This window comes from Pseudogulbenkiania sp. NH8B, from assembly GCF_000283535.1.
Taxonomy (GTDB): Bacteria; Pseudomonadota; Gammaproteobacteria; order Burkholderiales; family Chromobacteriaceae; genus Pseudogulbenkiania; species Pseudogulbenkiania ferrooxidans.
Genome location: NC_016002.1, coordinates 2,758,366 through 2,781,135 on the forward strand (window position 1 = coordinate 2,758,366; position 22,770 = coordinate 2,781,135).

The window sequence follows — 22,770 nt, forward strand, 5'->3', positions numbered from 1 at the left end:
GCGGGCCGAGGTCAAAGTGAGGAACGCAGCTGTACAAGTGGTACAGCGAGTACCGCAGCTTGGCGATCGGCACGCGCGGCAGGATTATTCCCAAGCGATCAGTTGCGCAGCGGCTTGCCGGTCGTCAGCATATTGGCGATGCGATCCTGGGTCTTGGAATTCTTCAAGAGCTGCATGAAGGCCTTACGCTCCAGGTCGAGAATCCATTGTTCGTCGACTTCGGTGCCGGCCTCGAGATCGCCGCCGGTCATCACGTCGGCAATCAGCGCAGCGATGGTAAAGTCGTGCTCGCTGATGAAGTGGCCCTCCAGCATGTTGACCAGCTGCCCCTTGATCGACGCCGCACCGCTCCGGCCGGCCACCGCAAAACGCTTGATCTTGAGCGGCGGACGGTAGCCCGCTTCGGCCAAGGCCAGCGCCTGCTGCTTGGCCACGTAGAGCAGTTCGTAGGCGTTGAACACCACGCAGTCGCTCTTGCGGAGGAAGCCGATCTCTTGCGCCTCGAGCGCGCTGGTGGCGACTTTGGCGGTGGCAATCGCCATGAAGTAATCCTTCAGCGCCGCCAGCACATCCCCCCTGGCCTCCTGAGAGGCCCGCAGGGCAAACTCCTTGCAACCGCCGCCGCCCGGCAGCAGGCCGACACCCACCTCGACCAGACCGATGTACGACTCCAGCGCGGCCACCACGCGGTCGCAGTGCATGACGAACTCGCAGCCGCCGCCGAAGGCGTAGCCCTGGGTTGCCGCAATGGTCGGAATCTGGCTGTAGCGCAGGCGCATGGAAGTGGCCTGGAAGCGGTTGACGATGCCGTCGATGCTGTCCCAATCGCCCATCATGAACGCCGGCAGCATCGACTGCAGATCGGCCCCGGCCGAGAACGGCTCTTCGGTCTGCCAGAGCACCAGGCCCTTGAAACGGGCCTCGGCGATATCGATGGCCCGGTTGAGCCCTTCCAGCACGTCCGGGCCGATGGTGTGCGCCTTGGTCTTGAACGACACCACCAGGATGCCGTCGCCGGTCGTGAAGGCACGCACGCCGTCGTTCTCGAACACCGTCTCACCCAACGGTGCCGTTGCCTCACCCAGCAGCTTGGCTGGCGCCAGCTGCCGCTGGTACACGTCCAGCGTCGAGCGGCCAAGCAGCCGCGCCCCGGCCGCATCATACGAACCTTGGGCAAAGTGCACGCCGGCGCGATCGGATTCCAGCACCCAGGCCGGAAGGTTGGCCGAAGCCAGCGCCTTGCCGGCTTTGACCTCCTCGTCGATCCACTGCGCCACCTGCTGCCAGCCAGCCGCCTGCCAGGTCTCGAATGGGCCGACACTCCAGCCGAAGCCCCAGCGAATGGCAAAGTCCACGTCGCGCGCGCAGTTGGCGATGTCGCCCAAGTGGAAGCCGATGTAATGGAATACGTCGCGGAAGCAGGCCCACAGGAACTGCGCCTGCGGATGGCTGCTGGCGCGCAGCTTGCGGAATTTCTCCGCCGGGTCGGCGATCTTGAGGATGTCCTTGACGGCATCGTCCCCCTTCTCGCCGGCGCCCACGTACTCGCCCTTGAGCGGGTCGAGCACGAACATCTTCTTGCCGTCTTTCTTGTAAATGCCGACCTTGGCCTTGGCGCCCAGCGCACCCGCAGCGATCAACTTCTGCAGCCATTCCGGCGCTTTGAACAAGGGGTGCCACGGGTCGTTGGGCAGGGTGTCCTGCATGGTCTTCACCACGTGGGCAAAGGTATCCAGACCGACCACGTCGGCGGTGCGGAACGTGGCCGATTTCGGCCGTCCCAGGCGCGGACCGGTCAGGTCGTCCACCACGTCGAAGCGGATGCCGAATTTCTCGGCATTGGCGATGGTGGCCAGCATCGAGAACACGCCGATGCGGTTGGCGACGAAGTTCGGCGTATCCTTGGCCCGCACCACCCCCTTGCCCAGCGTGGTGACGAGGAAGCGCTCGAGATTGTCGAGCATGGCCGCATCCGAACCCAGGCACGGGATGATTTCGACCAGGTGCATGTAGCGCGGCGGGTTGAAGAAATGCACGCCGCAGAAGCGCGCGCGCACTTCTTCCGGACAACTTGCTGCCAGGGCATTGATCGACAAGCCGGAGGTGTTAGTGGCGAAGATGGTATGCGCCCCCAGGTGCGGCGCTACCTTGCGGTACAGATCACCCTTCCAGTCCATGCGTTCGGCAATGGCTTCGATCACCAGATCGCAGTCTTTCAACAAGGACAGATCGTCGTCATAGTTGGCTGGCTGGATGTACTGCGCCAGTTCCGCCGCAGCCAGCGGCGACGGCTTGAGCTTCTTCAACCCGTCAATGGCCTTGAGGGCAATGGCATTTTTGTCCCCCTCCTTGGCCGGCAGGTCGAACAGGACCGTCGGCACCTTGGCATTGACCAAGTGGGCGGCAATCTGCGCGCCCATGACGCCGGCGCCGAGCACGGCCACCTTGCGCACAATGAATTTGGTGTGAGACATGGGTTTCCTCGTTGGTTGAAACAGGGTCATGAGGCAGGCCCCTCATACCTGCCTTGCCTTGATGCAGCCGGGGCAAGGCCCGGCTCTTGCTTTCACCCTTCTAACGCGTGAGGCGTTTAGAAGTGGTAGTTGTACTGCACGCCGACGATCTGCAGGTTGGTCTTGTATTCGCCCTTGGTGGTTTCGCCGTTGCCGGTGCAGGACGCACCGCCAGCCGGATTGCAGCTGTCGGTATAGTTCATGTTGCCATCCTTGAAGTAGACGTAGCTGTACGCCAGGTCCACCGAGGACTGCTTGTTGAGTTTGTAGTTGGCGCCCACCGAGAACCAGTAGCGGTCGCTGTCCGGCAACGCCGGGTGACGCAGGTTGTCGTTCTTCACCGGGGACTGGTCGTAGGCGACGCCGGTGCGCAGCAGCAAGTTGTCACTGTAGTGATAGTTCATCCCCAGCGACAGCTTGTAGGTGTTCTTCCATTGCTGGTTGATCACCAGGTCACCCTGCGACACGCCGTTGACGGTGCTCTGCTGGATTCGGATCTCGTTCAGGCGCGAGTGGCGAGTCCAGGTGAGATCGCCCATCACGTCGATCTTGTCGTTCAGCTCGTGAAAGAAGTTGGCCGAAGCAGACTCGGGAGTCACCACTTTGACGGTGGCGTTGGAGTCGGGGTGTTCCATGCCGGCCAACGTTGCAACAGACGTGGAGCCCGGGACGGGCAAACCGGTGAGGATGGCATTGGGAACCGCGCCCGTTACATTGGAGAAGTCCCAGTCCCATGTTCCCTTGAGGGTGTGGTTCACCTTGGAACGGTAGGCCAAACCGAAGCGGGTACGGTCATCCAGCTTGAACATATAACCGACGTTCCAACCGAAGCCCCAATCGTCCCCGTTGACCGTGCCGGTGCCGTCGCCACTGATGCCATAGCTCGCCAAGGCCCCCTGAACAAGCGGACTCGTCGGCGACAGGCCCAGACGCTTGGCTGCCAACAAGGCGACCCCCGTCTTGGCGTCCGCCCCCTGCACCAGTTCGGCATCCATGTACTGCGCCGACACGCCGAAGCCGAGGGATTGGCGATCGTCCAGCTTGAAGGAAATGGACGGATTGATATTGATCGTTTTCATATCAATCTTTTCCAGGCTGTAGCGCCCGGCCCAATTGCTGCCGTAATCCAGCTTGGCGCCATACGGCACGAATATCCCCAGACCGATGTGCACCCGGTCGTTGAGCTGGTGGGTCAGATAAAACGATGGCGCCACCACCAAATCCGGCGCGTAGGTGCCGCCATTGCCGCTACCGGTCGATTGGCCAAGGTAGTTGGTGGAACCGTGATCGGTATAGGACGAGTCCGGAATGACGAAGGTCAGACCGCCGGCAAACTGGGTCCCGTCGAGCAAGGACATGCCCGCCGGGTTGTAGAACAATACCGAGGCATCCGCGGCTTCGGCGCTGTTGGCGTGAGATGTCCCCTGCGCCGAAACGCTTTGCGAGCCAAAGTGATAGCCCGAAGCCATGGCAGCAGGAACCGGCAGGCCGAACGCCAGTCCCACCATCACGGACAAGCTGAGACTCTTGAGTTTCATGTTATCCCTCTCCTTGTATCTTTTATTTGGCTAGACGCCTCGTGGCGAGATGCACTCATGTGGTGCCTACGCCTCGTCGATACTATTGAGGGCCCCTTGGCTTGTCCAGAAATTTACGATCGTTTGTTCGAAACGAACGTTTGATTCAACATAATGGCAACAGTAGGCCTCTCCGTTAATGGATACGCTAAAAAGTCAGTCGGCTTTGGACAGCAGGCGCGACTTGCCGTTGCTATCGATGGCAACAAACGTGACGATCACTTCCGTCACCAGCACCTCTTCACCCTGCAAGCGCTCGGCCAGCACGCAAATCTTGAACGTCAGCGATTTCTGTCCGACACGCAAGGTGTCCACGTACAGGCTGACGGTATCCCCGACCTGAATCGGGGCGGCAAACTGGAAGGCATTGACCGCAACCGTGGTCACCGGCCCTTTCGACAAGCGTTCGGCGACCATGCTGCCCGCCATGTCGATCTGCCCCATCAACCACCCGGCCTGAACCTGCCCGTAGGCATTGGTACTGGATGGCAGGGCCCTGACGCGCAGGGTCGGGATGCGGGCTTGCGATGTATTCATAGGGTTGTACTCCAACACAGGGTCGCTCCGGGAAATGTCGCTTCGGAAGAAAGCTCGTTCCCGGACGAACCGGCCCCACAAGCGGAACCGGTCCTGGATGATCAGAAAATCAGGCGCTCGAGCAAGGCCTCGTCATGCTGGGTCAGCGAACTGTCGAAGTCGTCGACCATGATGACGTCCCGCTTGAGCTTGCGCGCGCGCGTGACCGCATCGAACTCGGCCTGGGTGAGCAAGCCGGCATGCCGCGCTTCGGCCAACCTCTCGCGTGCCGTAATCGTGGCAAACCGGCCCTCGCGGGCCCACTTCCGCAGCCGTTGCTCGATAGGCTCGGTCTCGACGATTGCTTGTAACGCCGGGGCGAGCACCCCGACCGCATCGCGCTCGTCCTGCGGTACGTACATGCCATGCGTCAGCCGGGCGCGGGTTCCGCCCTCCTCCATCATGGCACGCGCCACCCGGGTGCCGATCTTGTCGCCAGCCGGCTTGAGCGTCAGCCCCCACGGGAAGATCACCCGGCGCAACACGAACGACAACGCCCGATTCGGCAGGTTGGCCAGGAAACCGTCCATCGCCTGCTGCAACTCGTAGATCGCGTTTTCCACCGCCCATTGCAGCACCGGCAAGTCCTCCTGCGGCGCCCCGTCACGCTCGAAGCGCTTCAGACAGGCCGAGGCGATATACAGGTTAGACAACATGTCGCCGAGTCGAGCCGACAGTTTCTCACGGAATTTGAGCGTGCCGCCAAGACTGAACATGGCCATGTCCGACAGCAGGGCGAAGGCCGTGGAGAAACGGGTCAGCTGCCGATAATAGCGTGCCGTCGCACCCGCTTTGGGCGACATCGCCAGGCGGCTGCCGGTCAAGCCCAGCCAGAAGGAACGCACCACGTTGCTGATGACGAAATTGACATGCCCGGTGATGGCCAGATCGAACTCCCGGCCATCCCCTTCCATGGCCGCGCGCATCTCGCGCAAGACGAACGGATGGCAGCGGATGGCGCCCTGGCCATAGATGATCATCGAGCGGGTCAGTATATTGGCCCCTTCCACCGTGATGGCGATCGGGATCGACTGATAGACTTGCGCCAGATAATTGCGCGGCCCCAGCACCACGGCCTTGCCGCCATGCACGTCCATCGCGTCGTTCAGGGTTTTGCGCATGCGCTCGGTGTTGTGGTACTTCAGCACCGCCGACAGCACCGAGGGCTTCTCGCCCATATCGAGGCCGGTCAGCGCCAGGTCCTGCGACGCTTCCATCTGGTAGGTGTAGCCGGCGATGCGTGCCATCGCCTCGTCCACCCCTTCGAACTTGCCGATCGGCAGGCCAAACTGATCCCGAATACGGGCGTAGGCACCGGTGACGTAGGTGGCGAACTTGCCCGAGGCGACCGACATGGCCGGCAGGGAGATGCACCGCCCCACCGACAGGCACTCCACCAGCATGCGCCAGCCTTGGCCCGCGTAGTCTCGGCCACCAATGACCCACTCCAGCGGAATGAACACGTCCTTGCCCCAGGTCGGCCCGTTCATGAAGGCGGTGCCGCCCGGCCAATGGCGGCGTCCGATCATCACCCCTTGGTGCGTCGTCGGCACCAGGGCACAGGTGATGCCGATCTCAACCTTGTCGCCCAACAGCCGGTCCGTATCGTACAGCTTGAAGGCCAGGCCGAGGATGGTCGCCACCGGTGCCAGCGTGATCCAACGCTTCTCCCAGCTCACACGGATGCCCAGCACGTTGCCATGAAGCTCGCCGCTACGCGGGTCGGTATAAGAACCTCGGCACACCACGCCGTAGTCCGGGATACTGCCGGCGTCGGAGCCGGCATGCGGGCTGGTCAGGGCAAAGCACGGAATCTCTAGCCCCTGGGCCAGACGCGGCAGGTAGTAGTCTTTTTGCTCTGCGGTGCCGTAATGCTGCAGCAACTCCCCTGGCCCCAGCGAGTTGGGCACCATCACCGTGACTGCCGCCGTACCGCCGCGTGTGGCGATCTTGGTCACCACCTTGGCGTGGGCGTAATTGGAGAATTCAAGCCCGCCGTACTGCTTCTTGATGATCATGCCCAGGAAGCCGTTGTCCTTGATGAACTGCCACACCGCCGGGGGCAGATCCTTGAGCTCGTGGGTGACCTGCCAGTCGTCGACCATGCGGCACAGCGCCTCGGTCGGGCCATCGAGAAATGCCTGCTCCTCGGGCGTCAGCCGGGGCTCCGGATAAGACAACAGCCGTTGCCAGTTCGGCTTGCCGGAGAACAGGTCGCGATCCCACCACACCGTGCCGGCATTGATCGCTTCCTGCTCGGTCTGCGACATTGCCGGGGTAATCTTCTTGAAAAGCCGAAATAGCGGCCCGGTGAGCAAGGCCCGCCGCAATGGCGTGACATTCAGCACCAGCGCCAGGATGGTAAACACGATCCAGAGCGCGGCGGGAACCGGGACGTTGAGGGCGAACTGGGAGACCAGCAGCCAGCCGGCCAGGCCGATGGTCCAGGCCAGAACCGGAGCGCGAAAATACGCCAGCCCCCCGACCAGCGCGACAACAAGGACGGCAGATATCATTATGGTGTTACCTCGTGTTGACCCTTCCCGACCCAGCCCCGCGCCCAAGCCCCTCACGGCCAGCCTTGGTGCGGCTTACCGTCACCCCGGCGGCTAAAAACGGAACTGGATCGCCCCTCAGGCAGGCGAAGTCAACCCGGCAACGACAAACGGCACCAGATGCTTGACGATCATGTCCGGGTCCCGGGCAGAAACCACCTGGCTGCGCACGAAAATCTTCAGTACATCGTTACCGGCAAAGGCATTGAACATGACGCTGAAGGCAAAGTGCATCCTCCAGGCCAGTTCCTCCGTCCCCAGTTCCGGCAGCGCCTTCTGGAAAGCCACCGAGTAACGCTGGACAAACACACTGTATTGCTGGGAGATGACTTCACGCAGCTGACGGTGGTTTTCCACCAGGGTACGCGATAGCAGGCGGACAAACAGCGCCCCGCCGCGGGACGGGTCCTTGGACAAGGCAAGACAGGGTCGAATGAATGTCTTGACCAGGTCTTCGACTTCCAGCTTCCCGCCCTGCTGCTCCAGCTCGTCCAGTTCAGCCAGGCAACCCGAAATCAGCGGGGCAAGCCGGCGCATGAACACGGACTCGAACAGAGCATCCTTGGAACCGAAATGGTAGTTCACCGCGGCCAGATTGACTTCGGCCTGCTGCGTGATCATGCGAAGCGAGGTGGCCTCGAAACCGTGCTCGACGAACAGGCGCTCGGCGACATCCTGAATGCGCGTTGCGGTATCGGGTTTGCTCGCTTCCATGATCTCTGGTGCTTTCTTTGTTTTTACGGATTGACTTGCATTGCCCATAATAGCTCTCGAACAAGCGTTTCAAACTTAAGTTTCAAATCGATTAGTGTCAAGAAAATCATCGCCCGATCAGATTCCTGCCACCTCCCGCACAAAAAAATGGCAGGCTACCTTGATAGTAGCCTGCCGTTTCAAACAAACATATAAATACTAACAGAGACCGCGTGCGATGTCGTTTTTCAGATCGTCGACATGCTCGAGGCCCACGGCCACACGCAGCAGACCTTCGACGATGCCGGCTTTTTCCCGCGCCTCCTGGGTGATGCGGGCATGCGTCGTCGAGGCTGGATGGGTGATGGTGCTCTTCACGTCGCCCAGGTTGGCGGTGCGGGAAATGACCTCGACCCCGTCCACCAGCTTCCACGCCGCCTCGCGCCCGCCCTTCACCACGAAGGAGACGACCGCACCCCCCAGTTTTTGCTGACGCATCGCCAGCGCGTGCTGGGGATGGCTGGCGAGCCCCGGGTAGAATACCCGCTCGATGGCCGGATGCGCCTCCAGCCAGCGTGCCAGTTCAAGCGCGGAGGCACATTGCTTTTCCATACGGATGAACAGTGTCTCCATGCCGGACAACAGCACCCAGGCATTGAATGGGGCCAGCGAAGGCCCGGCGGTGCGCACGTGCAGGTAGATCGGCTCGATCAGGGCGCTCGACCCCACCACGGCCCCGCCCAGCACCCGGCCGTGGCCGTCGAGGTACTTGGTGGCCGAATGCACCACCAGGTCGGCCCCCAGCTTCAGCGGCTGCTGCAGGGCGGGCGAACAGAAGCAGTTATCGACCACCAGCAGAGCATCGGCTTCATGGGCAATGTCGGCGATGGCGACAATGTCGGCCACATCGGTGAGCGGGTTGGACGGCGTTTCCAGGAAAAATAGCCGGGTAGTCGGTTTGACCGCGGCACGCCAGGCCTGCAGATCGCCAGCATCGACAAAGGTGGTTTCGATACCGAACTTGGACAGGGTGCCGGAGAACAGGTTGATGGTGGAGCCGAACAGGCTCTGCGAGGCGACGATGTGGTCGCCCGCCTTCAACAGGGACATCATGCATGCCTGGATCGCGGCCATACCGCTCGCGGTGGCAATGGCCCGCTCGGCGCCTTCCAGTGCCGCCAGGCGCTCCTGGAATGCATTTACCGTCGGGTTGGTGAAGCGGGAATAGGTGTAGCCGGGCTTTTGCCCGATGAACATCGCCGCGCCTTCCTCGGCAGTGTCGAAGGTAAAGCTGGAGGTCAGGTAAAGCCCCTGACTGTGCTCATGGAATTGGCTGGCTTCCAGTCCGGCCCGGATGGCCAGGGTCTCCGGATGCAGAGAAAGGAGGTTGTTCTTTTCAGTCATAACATTCCACCGCCGGTTAATGCACCCGGAGCCCGGCACGCCCCTGACGAGGCCGCGGCAGCGACCCGGGAGAGGCGCGGCAGGCTCCGGATGCGGGAAGAAAAATGCGCCCCCACGGGGCGCATGGTCAAATCAAGTTCTGCTCGGCGACGTTCAGGTTGAGATCGACCGGCTGCGCGCCTTCGACCTCTTCCTTCTGCCCCTTGCCGTCACCCCGCGCGCTCTCGATGGCGTCGAGATAGGCCTCGGTGATGTCCCCGGTGATGTACTCACCGTTGAAGCATGAGGTCTCGAAGTCGCGCAGTTCGCGGTTGACACTGTGCACGGCTTCCTTCAGGGCATCCAAATCCTGATAGATCACTGCATCGGCACCGATCTCGGCGGCGATCTCTTCCTCGGTGCGCCCGGTGGCCAACAGCTCGGCACGGGTCGGCATGTCGATGCCGTAGACGTTGGGGAAGCGCACCGCCGGAGCCGCCGAGGCGAAATAGACCTTCTTGGCGCCGGCGTCGCGTGCCATCTGCACGATTTCCTTGGAGGTGGTGCCGCGCACGATCGAGTCATCGACCAACAGCACGTTACGGTCCTTGAACTCGCACGCCACGGGGTTGAGCTTCTGGCGCACCGACTTCTTACGCACCGCCTGGCCCGGCATGATGAAGGTACGGCCGATGTAGCGGTTCTTGATGAAGCCCTCGCGGTACGGCAGGCCCAGGTGGTTGGCCAGCTGCAGGGCGCTGGGGCGGCTGGTATCGGGAATCGGCATCACCACGTCGATATCCAGCTGCGGCAGCACGCGGCGAATCTTTTCGGCCAACGTTTCCCCCATCACGGTACGCGCCTGGTACACCGAGGCGCCATCGATCACCGAGTCGGGGCGGGCAAAGTAGACAAATTCGAACAGACATGGCGCATGGCGGGTCGGACCCTTGCTCGGCTGGGCGTGGAAGTCGCCATCGAAACTGACGAACACGCACTCGCCCGGCTCGACGTCACGCAGCACCTTGAAGCCGGAGCAATCCAGTGCCACCGACTCCGAAGCGAACATGTACTCGGTCTTGCCGTTGCTGTCGTTGCTGCCGATCACCAGCGGACGGATGCCGTTGGGGTCACGGAACGCAACCAAGCCGTACCCGGCGATCATCGCGACCACGGCATAGGCGCCGCGCACGCGGCGGTGCACCGCCTCGACCGCCTCGAACACCGCGTCGACCGACAGCTCGTAGCCCTCGACGCGCTGCGCCAGTTCGTGGGCGAACACGTTGAGCAGCACTTCGGAATCGGAGTTGGTGTTGATATGACGCAAGTCATAGCGGTACATGTCCGCCTTGAGCTCGTCGGTATTGGTCAGGTTGCCGTTGTGCGCGAGCACCACGCCGAACGGCGAATTGACGTAGAAAGGCTGCGCTTCGGCCAGGTTCGACGCCGAACCGGCAGTCGGGTAGCGTACGTGGCCGATACCGGCGTTACCCAGCAGCGAGCGCATGTTGCGGGTACGGAACACGTCTCTCACCATGCCACTGCCTTTGTGCATGTGAAAAGACTTCCCGTTGGCCGTCACGATGCCGGCAGCATCCTGACCCCGGTGTTGCAGCAGTTGCAGGCCGTCGTACAACAGCTGATTGACGGGAGTCTGCCCGACCACGCCTAGAATTCCACACATTTCAAGTTTTCCCAACTACCAACAGAACTTAAGAATATAAAGCACGATCCGGCGACTCCTGCGCCGGGCCATGCCGCAACGTTTCGCTTCGCCGCCCCGAGAAGTTCAGATGCTCCGACATCTTGGGCGGAAGCCAAGGCCGCAAGGACAACGCGGCGGCCTCGAATGGCGCGGCGAACAGGGCGTTGCGCCACATCGGCTGCTTGGGCATATCGGTCAGACCGCCCAGCAAAACCATGACCGTCACCAGAACGCCGCCGCGCGCGAGCCCGAACACGGCACCCAGCACGCGATTGACGGCACCCAAGCCGATCGAATCGATCAGGCCGGTCAGCACCACGCGGAGCAGCGCCGTGGCCAGCCAGACCAGGAAAAACAGGGCGATGAAGGAGGCGGCCAGACGCAATCCTTCGCTCGGCAGTTCCGCCGGCAGGAAACCGGCCAGCGTCGGGGCGAACTCCTTGGCGCACCACAGCGCCGCGATCCACGACCCCAACGACAGCACCTCGGCCACCAGACCCCGCATCAGCGCGATGATGACCGAACCCGCCAGGATAGCAATGACGATATAGTCGAAAACGGTCATTGCGTCTTATCGGCTAACGATAATGCCCGTCACACCGGCACTAGACAGTTTTTTCAGGACACTTTCGGCCTCGGCACGGGAACCGAAGGGGCCAACCCTGACGCGGGTAACATTGCCCTTGCTGGTTTCCACCTTGCTGAAATGCGCCGTCACACCCAGCGCCGACAACCGCGACTTCAAGGCTTCGGCCTTGGCCGGGTCGGACAGCGCCGCCAACTGGATCACCACATTGCCGTTGCCCGCCGCCGGCTGGCTCTGCTCCTTGGGAGCAGCCTTGGCCGGCTCGGCCTCGGCGCGCCCTTCCAGAATGGCCGCAGGGTCGGATTTCTTCGGTGCCGGCGCTTCGGTTTTCTTGGGCTCCTGCCGGGGTTCCGGCTTGGGCTCGAGCCTGACTTCGGCCTTGGGATGCGGCTTGGGCTCTTCCTTGACGGATGTTTTGGCCTCGGACTTGGTCTCGGGCACGACGGCAGGCGGTCGCGGCGCGGATGGGGCAACCGGTGCCGGTGCAGCGTCATCGAGCTTGGCTGGCAACTGCGTCGCCGCCGCGGCCGAATCGGCGGCTTCCTCCGGTGGGGCGCCATCTGCACCGGCAGCAACCGCTGCTTCGGGATTCGGCGAGGCGGCGGTCGACGGCGCCTCGGACGCTTTCTGGCCGACGATCTCGACCGACTCCGGCTTCATCTGCTGCTCCGGCACGCTGCCAACCACCTTCCACAAGACGACGGTCGACACCAGCACCAGCACGATGGCGCCGACCAGGCGGCGGCGCGCGCGCTTGCGCAGCAGAATCAGTTCCTCATGGGTGGACAGTCCGGGCATGCCTTCCTCAGGATGTGTGATGTCGCGCCTCGAGCACCGCGGCAACGGTGTGGAACGAGCCGAATGCGACAATTCTATCATTTTCCCCGGCTGCCGATAAGGCAGCCGCCCACGCCTCGGCGACGGTGTCGTACACATTCACGTTACGCACGCCAAGACCCGCCAGGCGCTCCGCCAGTTGCGCCCCGCTCTGCCCGCGCGGCATGTCGAGGCCGCCGACGAACCAACCATCGAACTCGCCGCGCGCCAGCTCGACGACGGCGTCGAGGTCCTTGTCGGCCAGCATCGAGAACACGGCGTAGCGGTTTTCGGCGAAGGCCAGCTTCTTCAGGTTGGCCACCATGGCCTTGACGGCGTGCGGGTTGTGACCGACATCCAGGATCACCAGCGGGCGACCCGGCAGGACCTGGAAGCGCCCCGGCCAGTCGACTTCGAGCAGGCCGCGCTTGACCGCGCCGATACTCACCGGCAGTTTTTCCTTCAGGCAGTCGAGCACCGCCAGCGCGGTGGAGGCGTTGACCAGCTGGTAGCTGCCGCGCAGCGCCGGGAACGGCAAGGCATGGCGAAACACCTCGCCCATGCGGAACGACCACTGGTTTTCCAGCTTGTTGAAGCCGAAGTCGCGGCCGTACAACTTGAGGTCGGCGCCGATTTCGGCGGCGTGGTCGAGCAGGCGCTGCGGCGGGTTGGCATCGGCGCAGATCGCTGGTTTGCCGGCGCGGAACACGCCGGCTTTCTCGAAGCCGATGTCTTCGCGGTTGTCACCGAGGATGGCCTGATGGTCGAGATCGACGCTGACCACCACCGAGACGTCCGGCTCGAACACGTTGACCGCATCCAGGCGGCCGCCCAGGCCCACTTCCAGCACCATCACGTCGACGTCTTGATCGACGAAGGTCTTGACGGCGCCCAGGGTGCCGAATTCGAAATAGGTCAGCGAGGTCTCGCCACGCGCGGCCTCGACGGCGGCGAAGCCCTGCACGATCAGGTCGTCGCTGACCGGCTGCATGTCGATGGCGACACGCTCGTTGTAGCGCAGCAAGTGCGGCGAGGTATAGGTGCCGACCTTGAAACCGGCCCGGTTGAGCATGGTGGACAGCATGGCGCAGACCGAGCCCTTGCCGTTGGTCCCGGCCACCAGCACGATCGGGCAACGGGGGGCCAGCCCCATGGCGTCGCGCACGCGGCGGACGCGCTCAAGCCCCATCTCGATGGTGACGGGGTGCAGGCTTTCCAGGTGTGACAGCCACTCTGGCAACGTAGTCGGTGTCGTGTTTGTCATGGTTATGTATTCAGATTCGGTGCGGAGGCGGGCTCCGGTGCGTGGAACCAGCGCAGATAGACCCGCAAGGCGCGCAAGGATTCCCGAGCGGCGGAATCCGGCCACAACACCAGCGAGCGGCGACGCCCTTCCAGCTTCAGATTCACGACCACCAGCCAAGGGGTGATCACCGTGTCGCGCTCGATATCGGCCGGCACGGCGAAGGGGCCGAACCAGGCCACCAGTTGCCCCTGGGGCGAGACCTCGAGGCGGCCGATGCATTGCCGCGACGGCCACCAGCCGTCATGGCGCAGCCCGTGCCACAACACGGCGGGCAGGGGCAGCAGCAGCCAGGCCGCCATGGCCAGCGGCAGGTAGTACAGGCTGGCCGCCACCCATGCCAGCGCACTGCCGATCAGCAGCGCGAGCCAAATCCGCGAGGGGCTGAGCTCGACGGCAAACGGCGGCACGGCACGCTGGCGCGCGGTCATGGCTGGCTCAGAGCTCGGCTGCCGGGTAGTTGTGGATGTCTTCGTCGACGCTGTCGAGCACGGTGGAGTGGATTTCGACGTCGAACCACTCCCAGAAGGCTTTCAGCGAACGATCGGTTGGCCACAACGCTTCGTCTTCGTACCAGGAAGCCAGTTCGATCTTGAACAGCTGGTCGGCCATGTCGTCGATGCGCGACACGCCTTCTTCCGGGTCGGTGAATTCGGGCAGCAGGATCACCGTGCAGTCGGCGCGCAGGCTGTCGAGGGTGAGATCGGTGTCGTTGCCCGGCACGTTGTTCAGCCAGTTCAGGAACGGCTCTTTCGGCTTGATGACGGCGACGGATCGATCGACGAAGTACATGAAATTCCTTTCGCTAAAGCGGCCGCGGGTGGGGCCGGCGGTAATGGCGCGCATTGTAACAGCCCGGCCGGCCGGGCGCGAAGCGGACTTCGCGCCCGTGCTACAATTCGGCGCATTACGGTATCTCTGGATCATTGCAGACTCATGGCTCTCATCACGGTCGACAAGGCCTGCCTGGCTTTCGGGCACAATGCGCTGCTGGACAAGGTGGATTTCGTGCTGGAACCCGGCGAAGTGGTCGGACTGATCGGCCGCAACGGCGCCGGCAAGTCGTCCCTGCTCAAGGGCATCGCCGGCACCGTGGCGCTGGACGACGGCCGCATCAACATCAAGGGCGACGTGCGCGTGGCCTACGTACCGCAGGAGCCGGAATTCAATCCCGGGCACACGGTGTTCGAAGCCGTGGCCGAAGGACTGGGCGACCTCAAGGCGTTGCTCACCGACTATCACAAGGCGACCCAGGCGCTGACCGACCCGGCGGCCGATCATGAAGCCCTGCTGGCCGACATGGAGCACATCCAGCATGAGCTGGAGGCGCGCAACGGCTGGCAGTTCGACGCCCTGATCGCCACCACCCTCTCCTACCTCGACCTCAACGCCGACACCCGCATCAGCGAACTGTCGGGCGGCTGGAAAAAACGCGTGGCGCTGGCGCGGGCGCTGGCCGCCAAGCCGGACGTGCTGCTGCTGGACGAACCGACCAACCATCTCGACGTTTCCGCCATCGAATGGCTGGAGGGGCTGATCAAGAATTTCGCTGGCAGCGTGCTGTTGATCACCCACGACCGCCGCTTCCTCGACAACGTCGCCACGCGCATCGTCGAGCTCGACCGCGGCATCCTGCGCAGCTACCCCGGCAGCTTTTCCGCCTACCAGACGAAGAAGACCGAGGAGATGGCGGTGGAGGAAGAACAGAACCGCCTGTTCGACAAGTACCACGCCCAGGAAGAAGTGTGGATCCGCAAGGGCATCGAGGCGCGCCGTACCCGCAACGAGGGCCGCGTGCGCCGGCTGGAGCAGATCCGCCGCGAGCGCGCGGCACGGCGCGAACGCGTGGGCCAGGTCAACTTCCAGCTCGACGCCGGCGAACGCTCGGGCAAGCTGGTGGCGGAACTGGAACACGTCAGCAAGCGTTTCGGCGACAAGGTCATCGTGCGCGACTTCACCACGCGCATCCTGCGTGGCGACAAGATCGGCCTGATCGGCCCCAACGGGGTCGGCAAGACCACGCTGCTGAAGATGATCCTGGGCGAGCTGGCACCGGACAGCGGCACCGTCAAGCAGGGCAGCAAGCTCGAGATCGCCTACTTCGACCAGTTCCGCGAGCAGCTGGACGAGAACATGAGCGTGGCCGACGTGATCAGCCAGGGCAACGATTTCGTCGAGATCGCCGGGCAGAAGAAGCACGTGATGAGCTACCTGGAGGACTTCCTGTTCTCGCCGCAGCGCGCCCGCAGCCCGGTGCGTTCGCTCTCGGGCGGCGAGCGTAACCGCCTGTTGCTGGCACGCCTGTTCACCCGCCCGGCCAACGTGCTGGTACTGGACGAGCCGACCAACGACCTTGACATCGACACCCTGGAATTGCTGGAAGACGTCATCGACAAGTACAGCGGCACGGTGTTTCTGGTGAGCCACGACCGCGCCTTCCTCGACAACGTGGTGACGCAGGTAATCGCCTTCGAGGGCGACGGCAAGCTGGAGGAATACCCAGGCGGCTATCAGGACTGGATCGACACCAAGGCGCGCATGGCGGCGCTGAAACCGGCCGAAGCGGCCGTCAAGGCCCCGATGGCGCGCCAGGACAAGCCCCAGGACAAGCCGAAAAGCGGGCGCACCAAGCTGTCCTACAATGAAACGCGCGAACTGGCCGGCCTGCCCGAGCTGATCGCCGCACTGGAAGCCGAGCAGGCCGGGCTGAATCAGAAACTGCTCGACCCGAACTGTTACCGCGACACCCCACGCGAGGCCATCGCCTGGCAGCAACGCATCGAAGCGATTGACGAGCTGCTGCTGGAAAAGCTGGCGCGCTGGGAAGAACTGGAAAGCAAACAGGGATGACCTCTCGCCGGATCTCCGCCCTCATCATTGCCGTCGTGGCCGCCGCTCTGGCGGCCTGCAGCAGCGCCCCGCCGCGCAAGACGGCCGGCAGCCGGCCGCGTCCACCGGCCAGCCCGACCCTGTCGGGACTCACGGCGGATGGCGCCGGGCGCGAGATCCTGATGTACACCCTGGGCCTGCTGGATCTCGACTACCGCTTCGGCGGCAGCAATCCCGAGGCCGGGCTCGATTGCAGCGGATTGGTCAGCTACATCTATCAGAACGCCGTCGGCGTGAAGCTGCCGCACAACGCGGCGCAGATCGCCAGCGTGGCGCGGCCGATCGAGGCCGGCCGGATGCAAGTGGGCGACCTGGTGTTCTTCAACACCATGAATCGGCCGTTCTCGCACATGGGCATCTACATCGGCGACGGCAAGTTCGTGCACGCGCCGCGCAGCAACAGCACCATCCGCGTCGAGCGCCTCGACAACCGCTATTTCGCCGCGCGCTTCGAAGGCGCGCGCACGCTGTTCGACTGATGCGCCACTGGAGCTCAAGGTTGGCCGAAGCCTGGCAGAAAACCTCGGCCCGGCTGCCGCGCCTGCATCGCGACGGCTTCTCGCTGCCGCGCGAGCTGCTGCTGGCGCAGTTGCGCAAGCACCTGGACGGCGACGACTTCACCGTGCTCGACCTCGAACTCGCCGACGACGCCGGCCTCCTGACGCTCGAGGTGTTGCGCCCGACACCGGCGCGGCTCGCCATCCGCTTCCACTTTCTGCCGGTGGACTGGTCGCGGCGCGAGCTGGTGCTGGCCTACACCCTGAAAGGCGAGGCACGCTCGTCCTCGCTGGCGCGGCGCGCCCTGACCGGGCTGGTGCTGGCCACGCTGGAAGCGGGCTGGGGGGAACGACTCATCCGCAAGCTGACGGAGCCGCTGGCGTGGCTGTCGAGCGGGTCGCAGCGGCTCACGCTGCACCTCGACCGCCTGCCGCGCGTGGCGGGCTGGCTGGAGCGGCCGGTGTTCGGCCAACCCCTGGCCGAGCGCATTGCCATTACCGACATCCGCACCGTCCCCGACGCGCTGCGCGTCACCCTGAGCCGCAACAAGCCAGACTGACGCCGGCCCTGACGCGCTAACAGCAAGCCCTGTCGAAGCGTTATAATGCCGCCTGTTCTTTCCGCCGGCCGATACGCCCCGGCGGCAGCCCACCCCGATACAGAGGATATCCATGAGTCACACCACCCTCAGCCGCTTCCTGATCGAGCAGCAGCGCAAGCAAGGCAGCATTCCGCCGGAACTGCGTTTCCTGATCGAAACCATCGCCCGCACCTGCAAGGCCATCAGCCACTCCGTGCACAAGGGCGCGCTGTCGGGCGTGCTGGGCGAGGCCGGCACCGGTAACGTACAGGGCGAGGCGCAGAAGAAGCTGGACGTGATCGCCAACGACGTGCTGCTGGAAGCCAACGAATGGGGCGGCAGCCTGGCGGCGATGGCGTCGGAAGAAATGGAACTCCCGCACGCCATCCCGGGCGAATACCCGAAGGGCGAGTACCTGTTGCTGTTCGATCCGCTCGACGGCTCGTCCAACATCGACGTCAACATCTCGGTCGGCACCATCTTCTCGGTGCTGCGCTGCCCCGAGGGCGTAACGCAGCCGACCGAGGCCGATTTCCTGCAGCCGGGCACGAGCCAGGTCGCCGCCGGCTACACCGTGTACGGCCCGCAGACCATGCTGGTGCTGACCTTCGGCAACGGTGTGCACGGCTTCACGCTGGACCGCGAGAACGGCAGCTTCGTGCTGACCCACCCGGACATGCGCGTACCGGAAGCCACCAAGGAATTCGCCATCAACATGTCCAACATGCGCCACTGGGAGGCCCCGGTGAAACGCTACGTGGACGAGCTGCTGGCCGGCACCACCGGGCCGCGCGGCAAGGACTACAACATGCGCTGGGTGGCATCGATGGTGGCGGAAGTGCACCGCATCATCATCCGCGGCGGTATCTTCATGTACCCGAAAGACGCGCGCGACCCGTCCAAGGCGGGCAAGCTGCGCCTGATGTACGAAGGCAACCCGATGGCCTTCATCATCGAGCAGGCCGGCGGCGTCGCCACCAACGGCCATCAGCGCATCCTCGACATCCAGCCCGCCAAGCTGCACGAGCGCGTGGCGGTGTTTCTGGGTTCCAAGGAAGAAGTGGAACTCGTCACCCGCTACCACGCGGAGTAAGCCCCACAATCAGCCCGTGCCCCGCACGGGCTTTTTTTCGGCCAACCGTCCGACCGAACGGTAACACCCCATCCCGCCAAGCCAACGAGGACGCCGACGTGCCGCTTCCCCAGCTCCTGACCATCGCCCTGGCCGAGCCCTCGCCGCTGCAGGCCCAGATCATCCGTCATGCCCTGAACGAACTGGGCATCCGCAATGTGGACGTGTTCCACAGCGGGCAAGCCTTGCTGCAGCACCTGCAGCAGCACACCCCGGACGTGGTGATCAGCGCGCTCTACCTGCCCGACATGACCGGCACCGAACTGGTCTATGCGCTGCGGGCACAGCCCGCCCACCTGGACCGCCCGTTCATCCTGATCTCCAGCGAGACCAAGCCGCACTACCTCAACCCGGTACGCCAGGCCGGCGCGCTGGCGATCCTGCCCAAGCCGTTCACCACCGCCCAGCTCGACAAGGCGCTCGGCAACGTGCTGGAGTACCTCAACAGCGATCCGATGCTGAACGAGTGCGACGAGGATTTCAGCATGCTGAAGGTGCTGATCGTCGACGACAGCGCCACTTCGCGCCGCCTGATCCGCACCGTGCTGGAAAAAATCGGCTTCGAGCAGATCGCCGAAGCCGAGGACGGCAGCGAGGCGGTGCCGCTGATCAACGCCACCCACTTCGACCTGGTGGTGACCGACTACAACATGCCGCACATGGACGGCAAGCAACTGGTGGAGTACATCCGCACCCAGAGCATGCAGTTCACCGTGCCGATCCTGATGGTCTCGAGCGAAACCGACCAGCGCCGGCTGGCGGCGGTGCAGGACGCCGGGGTGTCGGCAGTGTGCGACAAGCCGTTCGACACCGCGGTGATCCGCCAGTTAGTCAGGCAGTTCGTCGCCGAACGCACCTGACCCGAGGACGTGGCGCGGTCAGCGCGGCGCCACCCAGACCAGCCGGCTGCGGCTCTTGTCGTCACCCAGTGCCTGACGGCGCCAGTAGCCGGCGCTGTTCACCACGCCGTCCAGCCTCGGCAGCTCCGGCACCTGGCAGCGCGTCACCTCGATGAACCCCGCCTTGAGCAGCACGCCACGCCCTTTCTGGCGCGTCTTGGGACAGGTCGGGTGCGTGGCCGCCGCCACCCATTCCGCCGTGGAGCCCGCTTCCCACACTGCTTCCAGCGTCACCTTCGGCTGCGTCATCATGGCAAAACCGTTCAACACCGATTCCAGCAGCGGACGCCACGGTGCCGGCACGCCGTCGAGTTGCGGCGCCAGCTCGCCGGGGTAGCTGACCGTCAGGGCCCACAGCGGCTCGGGAATCTGCCACCAGTTCGTCCCCTGTCCGGAGAACGCCGCCTCTACCAGCACCAGATCGAGCTGCCGGTCAGCGGGCCGATGGCGGATGAAGGCCCCGCCGCTGGCCTCGCCGCTCACCTGTAGAAAGAAGGCCTCCGCCGGCAGGATCAGCGTATCCGGCAGATGGGACGGCAGTCGCGTGTGCGCCAACGCCCGCGCCAGTCCGGCGTCGAACTCGGCGATCAGGCGGCCGTGCCGGACGTGGCTGCCGTACGCCAAGGCCAGCACCCGCTCGGCCTCGGGCACGCCGTCCGCCTCGCCGTACACCTGGGCAACCCGCGCCAGCTCACGCCCGACCAGTTCCCCGACAGCGTCTTCGGCCAACGCGGCGCTGCCGGGCTGGGAAAAGAGCTGCCCGACGCGCTTGGCCCAAGGCCGGGTCAGGGCGTAACGCTGCACACCGTATTGCATACTCATCGGGATGTCCGCCAAGAAAAAAGGCCGGATTGTAGCCGACCTTGGTTTTGCCGTTCAAAGCCTGAAACGCGCTCAGGTGCCTTCCACCCGTGGCACCGCCGGACGCGGCGACTCGGTCTCGGACGCCACTTCGGCGTAGAGCCAGCGGCGGAAATGATTCAACGTCATCGGCCGCCCGAAGAAGAAGCCCTGCAGGAACTGGAAGCCCTTGGCGTTGAGGTAGCTCTGCTGCCCCTGGGTTTCCACGCCCTTGATCATCACCTTGAGACCGAGCTGGGTCGCATTGACCAGGATGTCGTCGAGGATGTTGCCGCGGAAGCCCTCCTTGCCGATGGCCGAGACATAGCCCTTTTCCACCTTGAGGTAGTCGAAACCCCAGGTTTGCAGGTAGTGACGGTCGGCGTGGCCGGCACCGAAGTCGTCGAGCGCTAGCTGGACCCCCATTGCCTTGAGCTCGCGCACCACCTTGAGGCTCTCTTCGTGCTCTTCCAGCGTGACCCGCTCGGACACTTCCAGCACCAGCTGGATGTGCTTGTCCTTCAACACCGACAGCAGCAACCGGCAGTCCTCGATGATGTCGCGCGTGGTCAGGTGGCTGGCGGAAATATTGACGCCGACCACGAACCCCGCCGGCAGCATCATCTGTCCCAGCTCGTGGCCGACGCAGCGCAGCAGGTAGCGGGTCAGCGCCACGATCAGTCCGGCCTCCTCCGCCGCCGGAATGAACAGCTGCGAGGGGATGAAGCCCTGCACCGGATGGCGCCAGCGCGCCAGCACCTCGACACCGATGCAATGACCGGACTGGGCCGTGACGATGGGCTGGTAGTGGACGAAAAACTCGCGCTTGCGCAGCCCTTGGGCGATCTCCCAGTTATTGGAATTACGGCTGTCCTTGGTGCTGTTGATGGCCCAGCCCAGAGCGCCCCCCGCCAGCAACGCCATCAACAGCGGCGCCAGCAACCCGCCCATGGCCAGCGTCAGCCGCGACGCCAGCGTCACCAGCAGCACCCCGACGAGGACGCACAGCACCATGGCCGAGACATAGACGGCCCACGCGGGAGCCCCCAACAGCGCCCGGCCCCACACCATTTTCAACTTGCGCATTCCGCCTCTCGCCCCATGACTGATTTCATCCTGCTCGTCCAGCGTCGTGTGCGCTACCGCCACCCCGCTGTGGATGGCGAGCTCTCAGGATAATGTCACATTCATCGTAGATAAAGCCCAAGCTGGTTTTATCCGTTCCGCCCGGTTGTTCCGCCCGCCACGGCATGCGCCCGATGACAGCCGGCCCCCGGCCCCGCTACCATGGACACGCCACCAGCAACAGGAATAGCGCATGGAACGGATCGGATTTATCGGCCTGGGTCTGATGGGTCAGCCCATGGTCAGGCGGCTGCTGGCCGCCGGGCATCACGTCACCGTCTGGAACCGCAGCCCGGAGAAAAGCCAGGCCCTGGCCGGACACGGCGCCCACATCGCCACCAGCCTGGCCGAACTGGCTCGTAACTGCACCCTGCTGATGAGCTGCGTGTCGGATACGCCGGCCGTCGAAGCGGTGGTGTTCGGCGCGGACGGCCTCGCCGCGCACGGCCGCCCGGATCAGCTGCTGGTCGATTTTTCCAGCATCGAGCCGGCCGCCACGCGCGAGATGGCGGCGCGACTGGAGGCGCAGTGCGGCATGCACTGGGTCGATGCACCGGTGTCGGGCGGGGTGCGCGGGGCGGAAAGCGGCCAACTGGTGATCATGGCGGGCGGGCAGGAAGACGACATCGCCCGCCTGCGCCCGCTGGCGGTGGCACTGTGTCAGCGCCTGACCCACATGGGCCCGGTCGGTGCCGGCCAAGTCACCAAGGTATGCAACCAGCTGATCGTCGCCGCCAACGCGCTGCTGATTGCCGAGGCGGTATCGCTGGCAGAAAAATCCGGCGTCGACGCTGCACTGCTGGCGCCGGCGCTGGCGGGCGGCTTTGCCGATTCGCTGCCGCTGCAGATACTGGCGCCGCGCATGGCCAGCCAGCGCTTCGAGCCGGTGCAATGGAAGGTGGCGACGCTGCTCAAGGACCTCGACAACGCGGTCAAGCTGGCACGCGAGGCCGGCGCGAGCTCGCCCCTGGCGGCGCTGGCCGACCAGCTGATGCGCTTGCACGCCGGACAGGGCCACGCTCAGGCCGACCTGAGCACTGTGGTGCAACTGTACCGGGAGCCCTGATACGGCACCGTGGCTGCCTGCCACGTGGGCGGCG

Annotated in this window: 20 protein-coding genes; 6 read left to right on the forward strand and 14 right to left on the reverse strand. The window is 64.2% G+C overall.

Annotated features, from left to right (window positions below; genetic code table 11):
* Window positions 1–98: 98 nt before the first annotated feature.
* From NH8B_RS12730 to NH8B_RS12785, 12 genes are all read right to left on the reverse strand, one after another.
* On the reverse strand, window positions 99–2,474 hold the full coding sequence (locus NH8B_RS12730) for a 3-hydroxyacyl-CoA dehydrogenase/enoyl-CoA hydratase family protein (RefSeq protein WP_014087662.1): 2,376 nt from the start codon (window positions 2,472–2,474) through the stop codon (window positions 99–101).
* A 116-nt stretch (window positions 2,475–2,590) separates the two neighbouring features.
* Complete coding sequence (locus tag NH8B_RS12735) at window positions 2,591–4,051, reverse strand: OmpP1/FadL family transporter (RefSeq protein ID WP_014087663.1); 1,461 nt, start codon at window positions 4,049–4,051, stop codon at window positions 2,591–2,593.
* 195 nt (window positions 4,052–4,246) lie between these two features.
* Complete coding sequence (locus NH8B_RS12740; protein WP_008953592.1) at window positions 4,247–4,627, reverse strand: acyl-CoA thioesterase; 381 nt, start codon at window positions 4,625–4,627, stop codon at window positions 4,247–4,249.
* Between the two features lie 101 nt (window positions 4,628–4,728).
* Entirely contained in the window at window positions 4,729–7,182 is a 2,454-nt protein-coding gene (locus NH8B_RS12745; RefSeq protein ID WP_014087664.1) for an acyl-CoA dehydrogenase, read from the reverse strand.
* Window positions 7,183–7,299: 117 nt separating this feature from the next.
* On the reverse strand, window positions 7,300–7,935 hold the full coding sequence (locus tag NH8B_RS12750; protein ID WP_014087665.1) for a TetR/AcrR family transcriptional regulator: 636 nt from the start codon (window positions 7,933–7,935) through the stop codon (window positions 7,300–7,302).
* 198 nt (window positions 7,936–8,133) lie between these two features.
* Complete coding sequence (locus tag NH8B_RS12755) at window positions 8,134–9,318, reverse strand: O-succinylhomoserine sulfhydrylase (RefSeq protein WP_014087666.1); 1,185 nt, start codon at window positions 9,316–9,318, stop codon at window positions 8,134–8,136.
* Window positions 9,319–9,445: 127 nt separating this feature from the next.
* Window positions 9,446–10,981 carry an amidophosphoribosyltransferase gene (gene purF / locus NH8B_RS12760; protein WP_014087667.1) on the reverse strand — a complete coding sequence of 512 codons (1,536 nt, stop codon included), beginning with the start codon at window positions 10,979–10,981 and terminating at the stop codon, window positions 9,446–9,448.
* 28 nt (window positions 10,982–11,009) lie between these two features.
* Window positions 11,010–11,567 carry a CvpA family protein gene (locus tag NH8B_RS12765; protein ID WP_008953587.1) on the reverse strand — a complete coding sequence of 186 codons (558 nt, stop codon included), beginning with the start codon at window positions 11,565–11,567 and terminating at the stop codon, window positions 11,010–11,012.
* Between the two features lie 6 nt (window positions 11,568–11,573).
* A complete protein-coding gene (locus NH8B_RS12770; RefSeq protein WP_014087668.1) occupies window positions 11,574–12,386 on the reverse strand; it encodes an SPOR domain-containing protein in 813 nt (270 codons plus the stop codon).
* A gap of 7 nt (window positions 12,387–12,393) precedes the next feature.
* A complete protein-coding gene (gene folC / locus NH8B_RS12775; RefSeq protein ID WP_041702968.1) occupies window positions 12,394–13,668 on the reverse strand; it encodes a bifunctional tetrahydrofolate synthase/dihydrofolate synthase in 1,275 nt (424 codons plus the stop codon).
* Window positions 13,669–13,670: 2 nt separating this feature from the next.
* The gene (locus NH8B_RS12780) at window positions 13,671–14,138 is read right to left on the reverse strand and encodes a protein YgfX (protein ID WP_014087670.1); all 468 of its coding nucleotides are present in this window, start codon (window positions 14,136–14,138) and stop codon (window positions 13,671–13,673) included.
* Between the two features lie 7 nt (window positions 14,139–14,145).
* Window positions 14,146–14,499 (reverse strand): hypothetical protein, encoded by a 354-nt coding sequence (locus tag NH8B_RS12785; RefSeq protein WP_008953583.1) that lies wholly within the window; start codon window positions 14,497–14,499, stop codon window positions 14,146–14,148.
* Window positions 14,500–14,643: 144 nt separating this feature from the next.
* Here NH8B_RS12785 and abc-f point away from each other — a divergent pair, with 144 nt between their 5' ends.
* From abc-f to NH8B_RS12810, 5 genes are all read left to right on the forward strand, one after another.
* Window positions 14,644–16,557, forward strand: a complete 1,914-nt coding sequence (gene abc-f, locus NH8B_RS12790) for a ribosomal protection-like ABC-F family protein (protein WP_014087671.1) — start codon at window positions 14,644–14,646, stop codon at window positions 16,555–16,557.
* Window positions 16,554–17,075 carry a C40 family peptidase gene (locus tag NH8B_RS12795; protein ID WP_014087672.1) on the forward strand — a complete coding sequence of 174 codons (522 nt, stop codon included), beginning with the start codon at window positions 16,554–16,556 and terminating at the stop codon, window positions 17,073–17,075. Before abc-f ends, NH8B_RS12795 begins: the two co-directional genes overlap by 4 nt.
* On the forward strand, window positions 17,075–17,653 hold the full coding sequence (locus NH8B_RS12800) for a hypothetical protein (RefSeq protein WP_041702970.1): 579 nt from the start codon (window positions 17,075–17,077) through the stop codon (window positions 17,651–17,653). Before NH8B_RS12795 ends, NH8B_RS12800 begins: the two co-directional genes overlap by 1 nt.
* Before the next feature lie 112 nt (window positions 17,654–17,765).
* Complete coding sequence (locus NH8B_RS12805; RefSeq protein ID WP_014087674.1) at window positions 17,766–18,767, forward strand: class 1 fructose-bisphosphatase; 1,002 nt, start codon at window positions 17,766–17,768, stop codon at window positions 18,765–18,767.
* Window positions 18,768–18,865: 98 nt separating this feature from the next.
* The gene (locus tag NH8B_RS12810; RefSeq protein ID WP_014087675.1) at window positions 18,866–19,666 is read left to right on the forward strand and encodes a response regulator; all 801 of its coding nucleotides are present in this window, start codon (window positions 18,866–18,868) and stop codon (window positions 19,664–19,666) included.
* A gap of 18 nt (window positions 19,667–19,684) precedes the next feature.
* Here the strand turns inward: NH8B_RS12810 and NH8B_RS12815 are convergent, their stop codons facing one another.
* The gene (locus tag NH8B_RS12815) at window positions 19,685–20,527 is read right to left on the reverse strand and encodes a hypothetical protein (RefSeq protein WP_014087676.1); all 843 of its coding nucleotides are present in this window, start codon (window positions 20,525–20,527) and stop codon (window positions 19,685–19,687) included.
* A 72-nt stretch (window positions 20,528–20,599) separates the two neighbouring features.
* Window positions 20,600–21,631, reverse strand: a complete 1,032-nt coding sequence (locus tag NH8B_RS12820; protein ID WP_014087677.1) for an EAL domain-containing protein — start codon at window positions 21,629–21,631, stop codon at window positions 20,600–20,602.
* A 232-nt stretch (window positions 21,632–21,863) separates the two neighbouring features.
* Here NH8B_RS12820 and NH8B_RS12825 point away from each other — a divergent pair, with 232 nt between their 5' ends.
* Window positions 21,864–22,736, forward strand: a complete 873-nt coding sequence (locus NH8B_RS12825; RefSeq protein WP_014087678.1) for an NAD(P)-dependent oxidoreductase — start codon at window positions 21,864–21,866, stop codon at window positions 22,734–22,736.
* The last annotated feature ends 34 nt before the right edge of the window (window positions 22,737–22,770 follow it).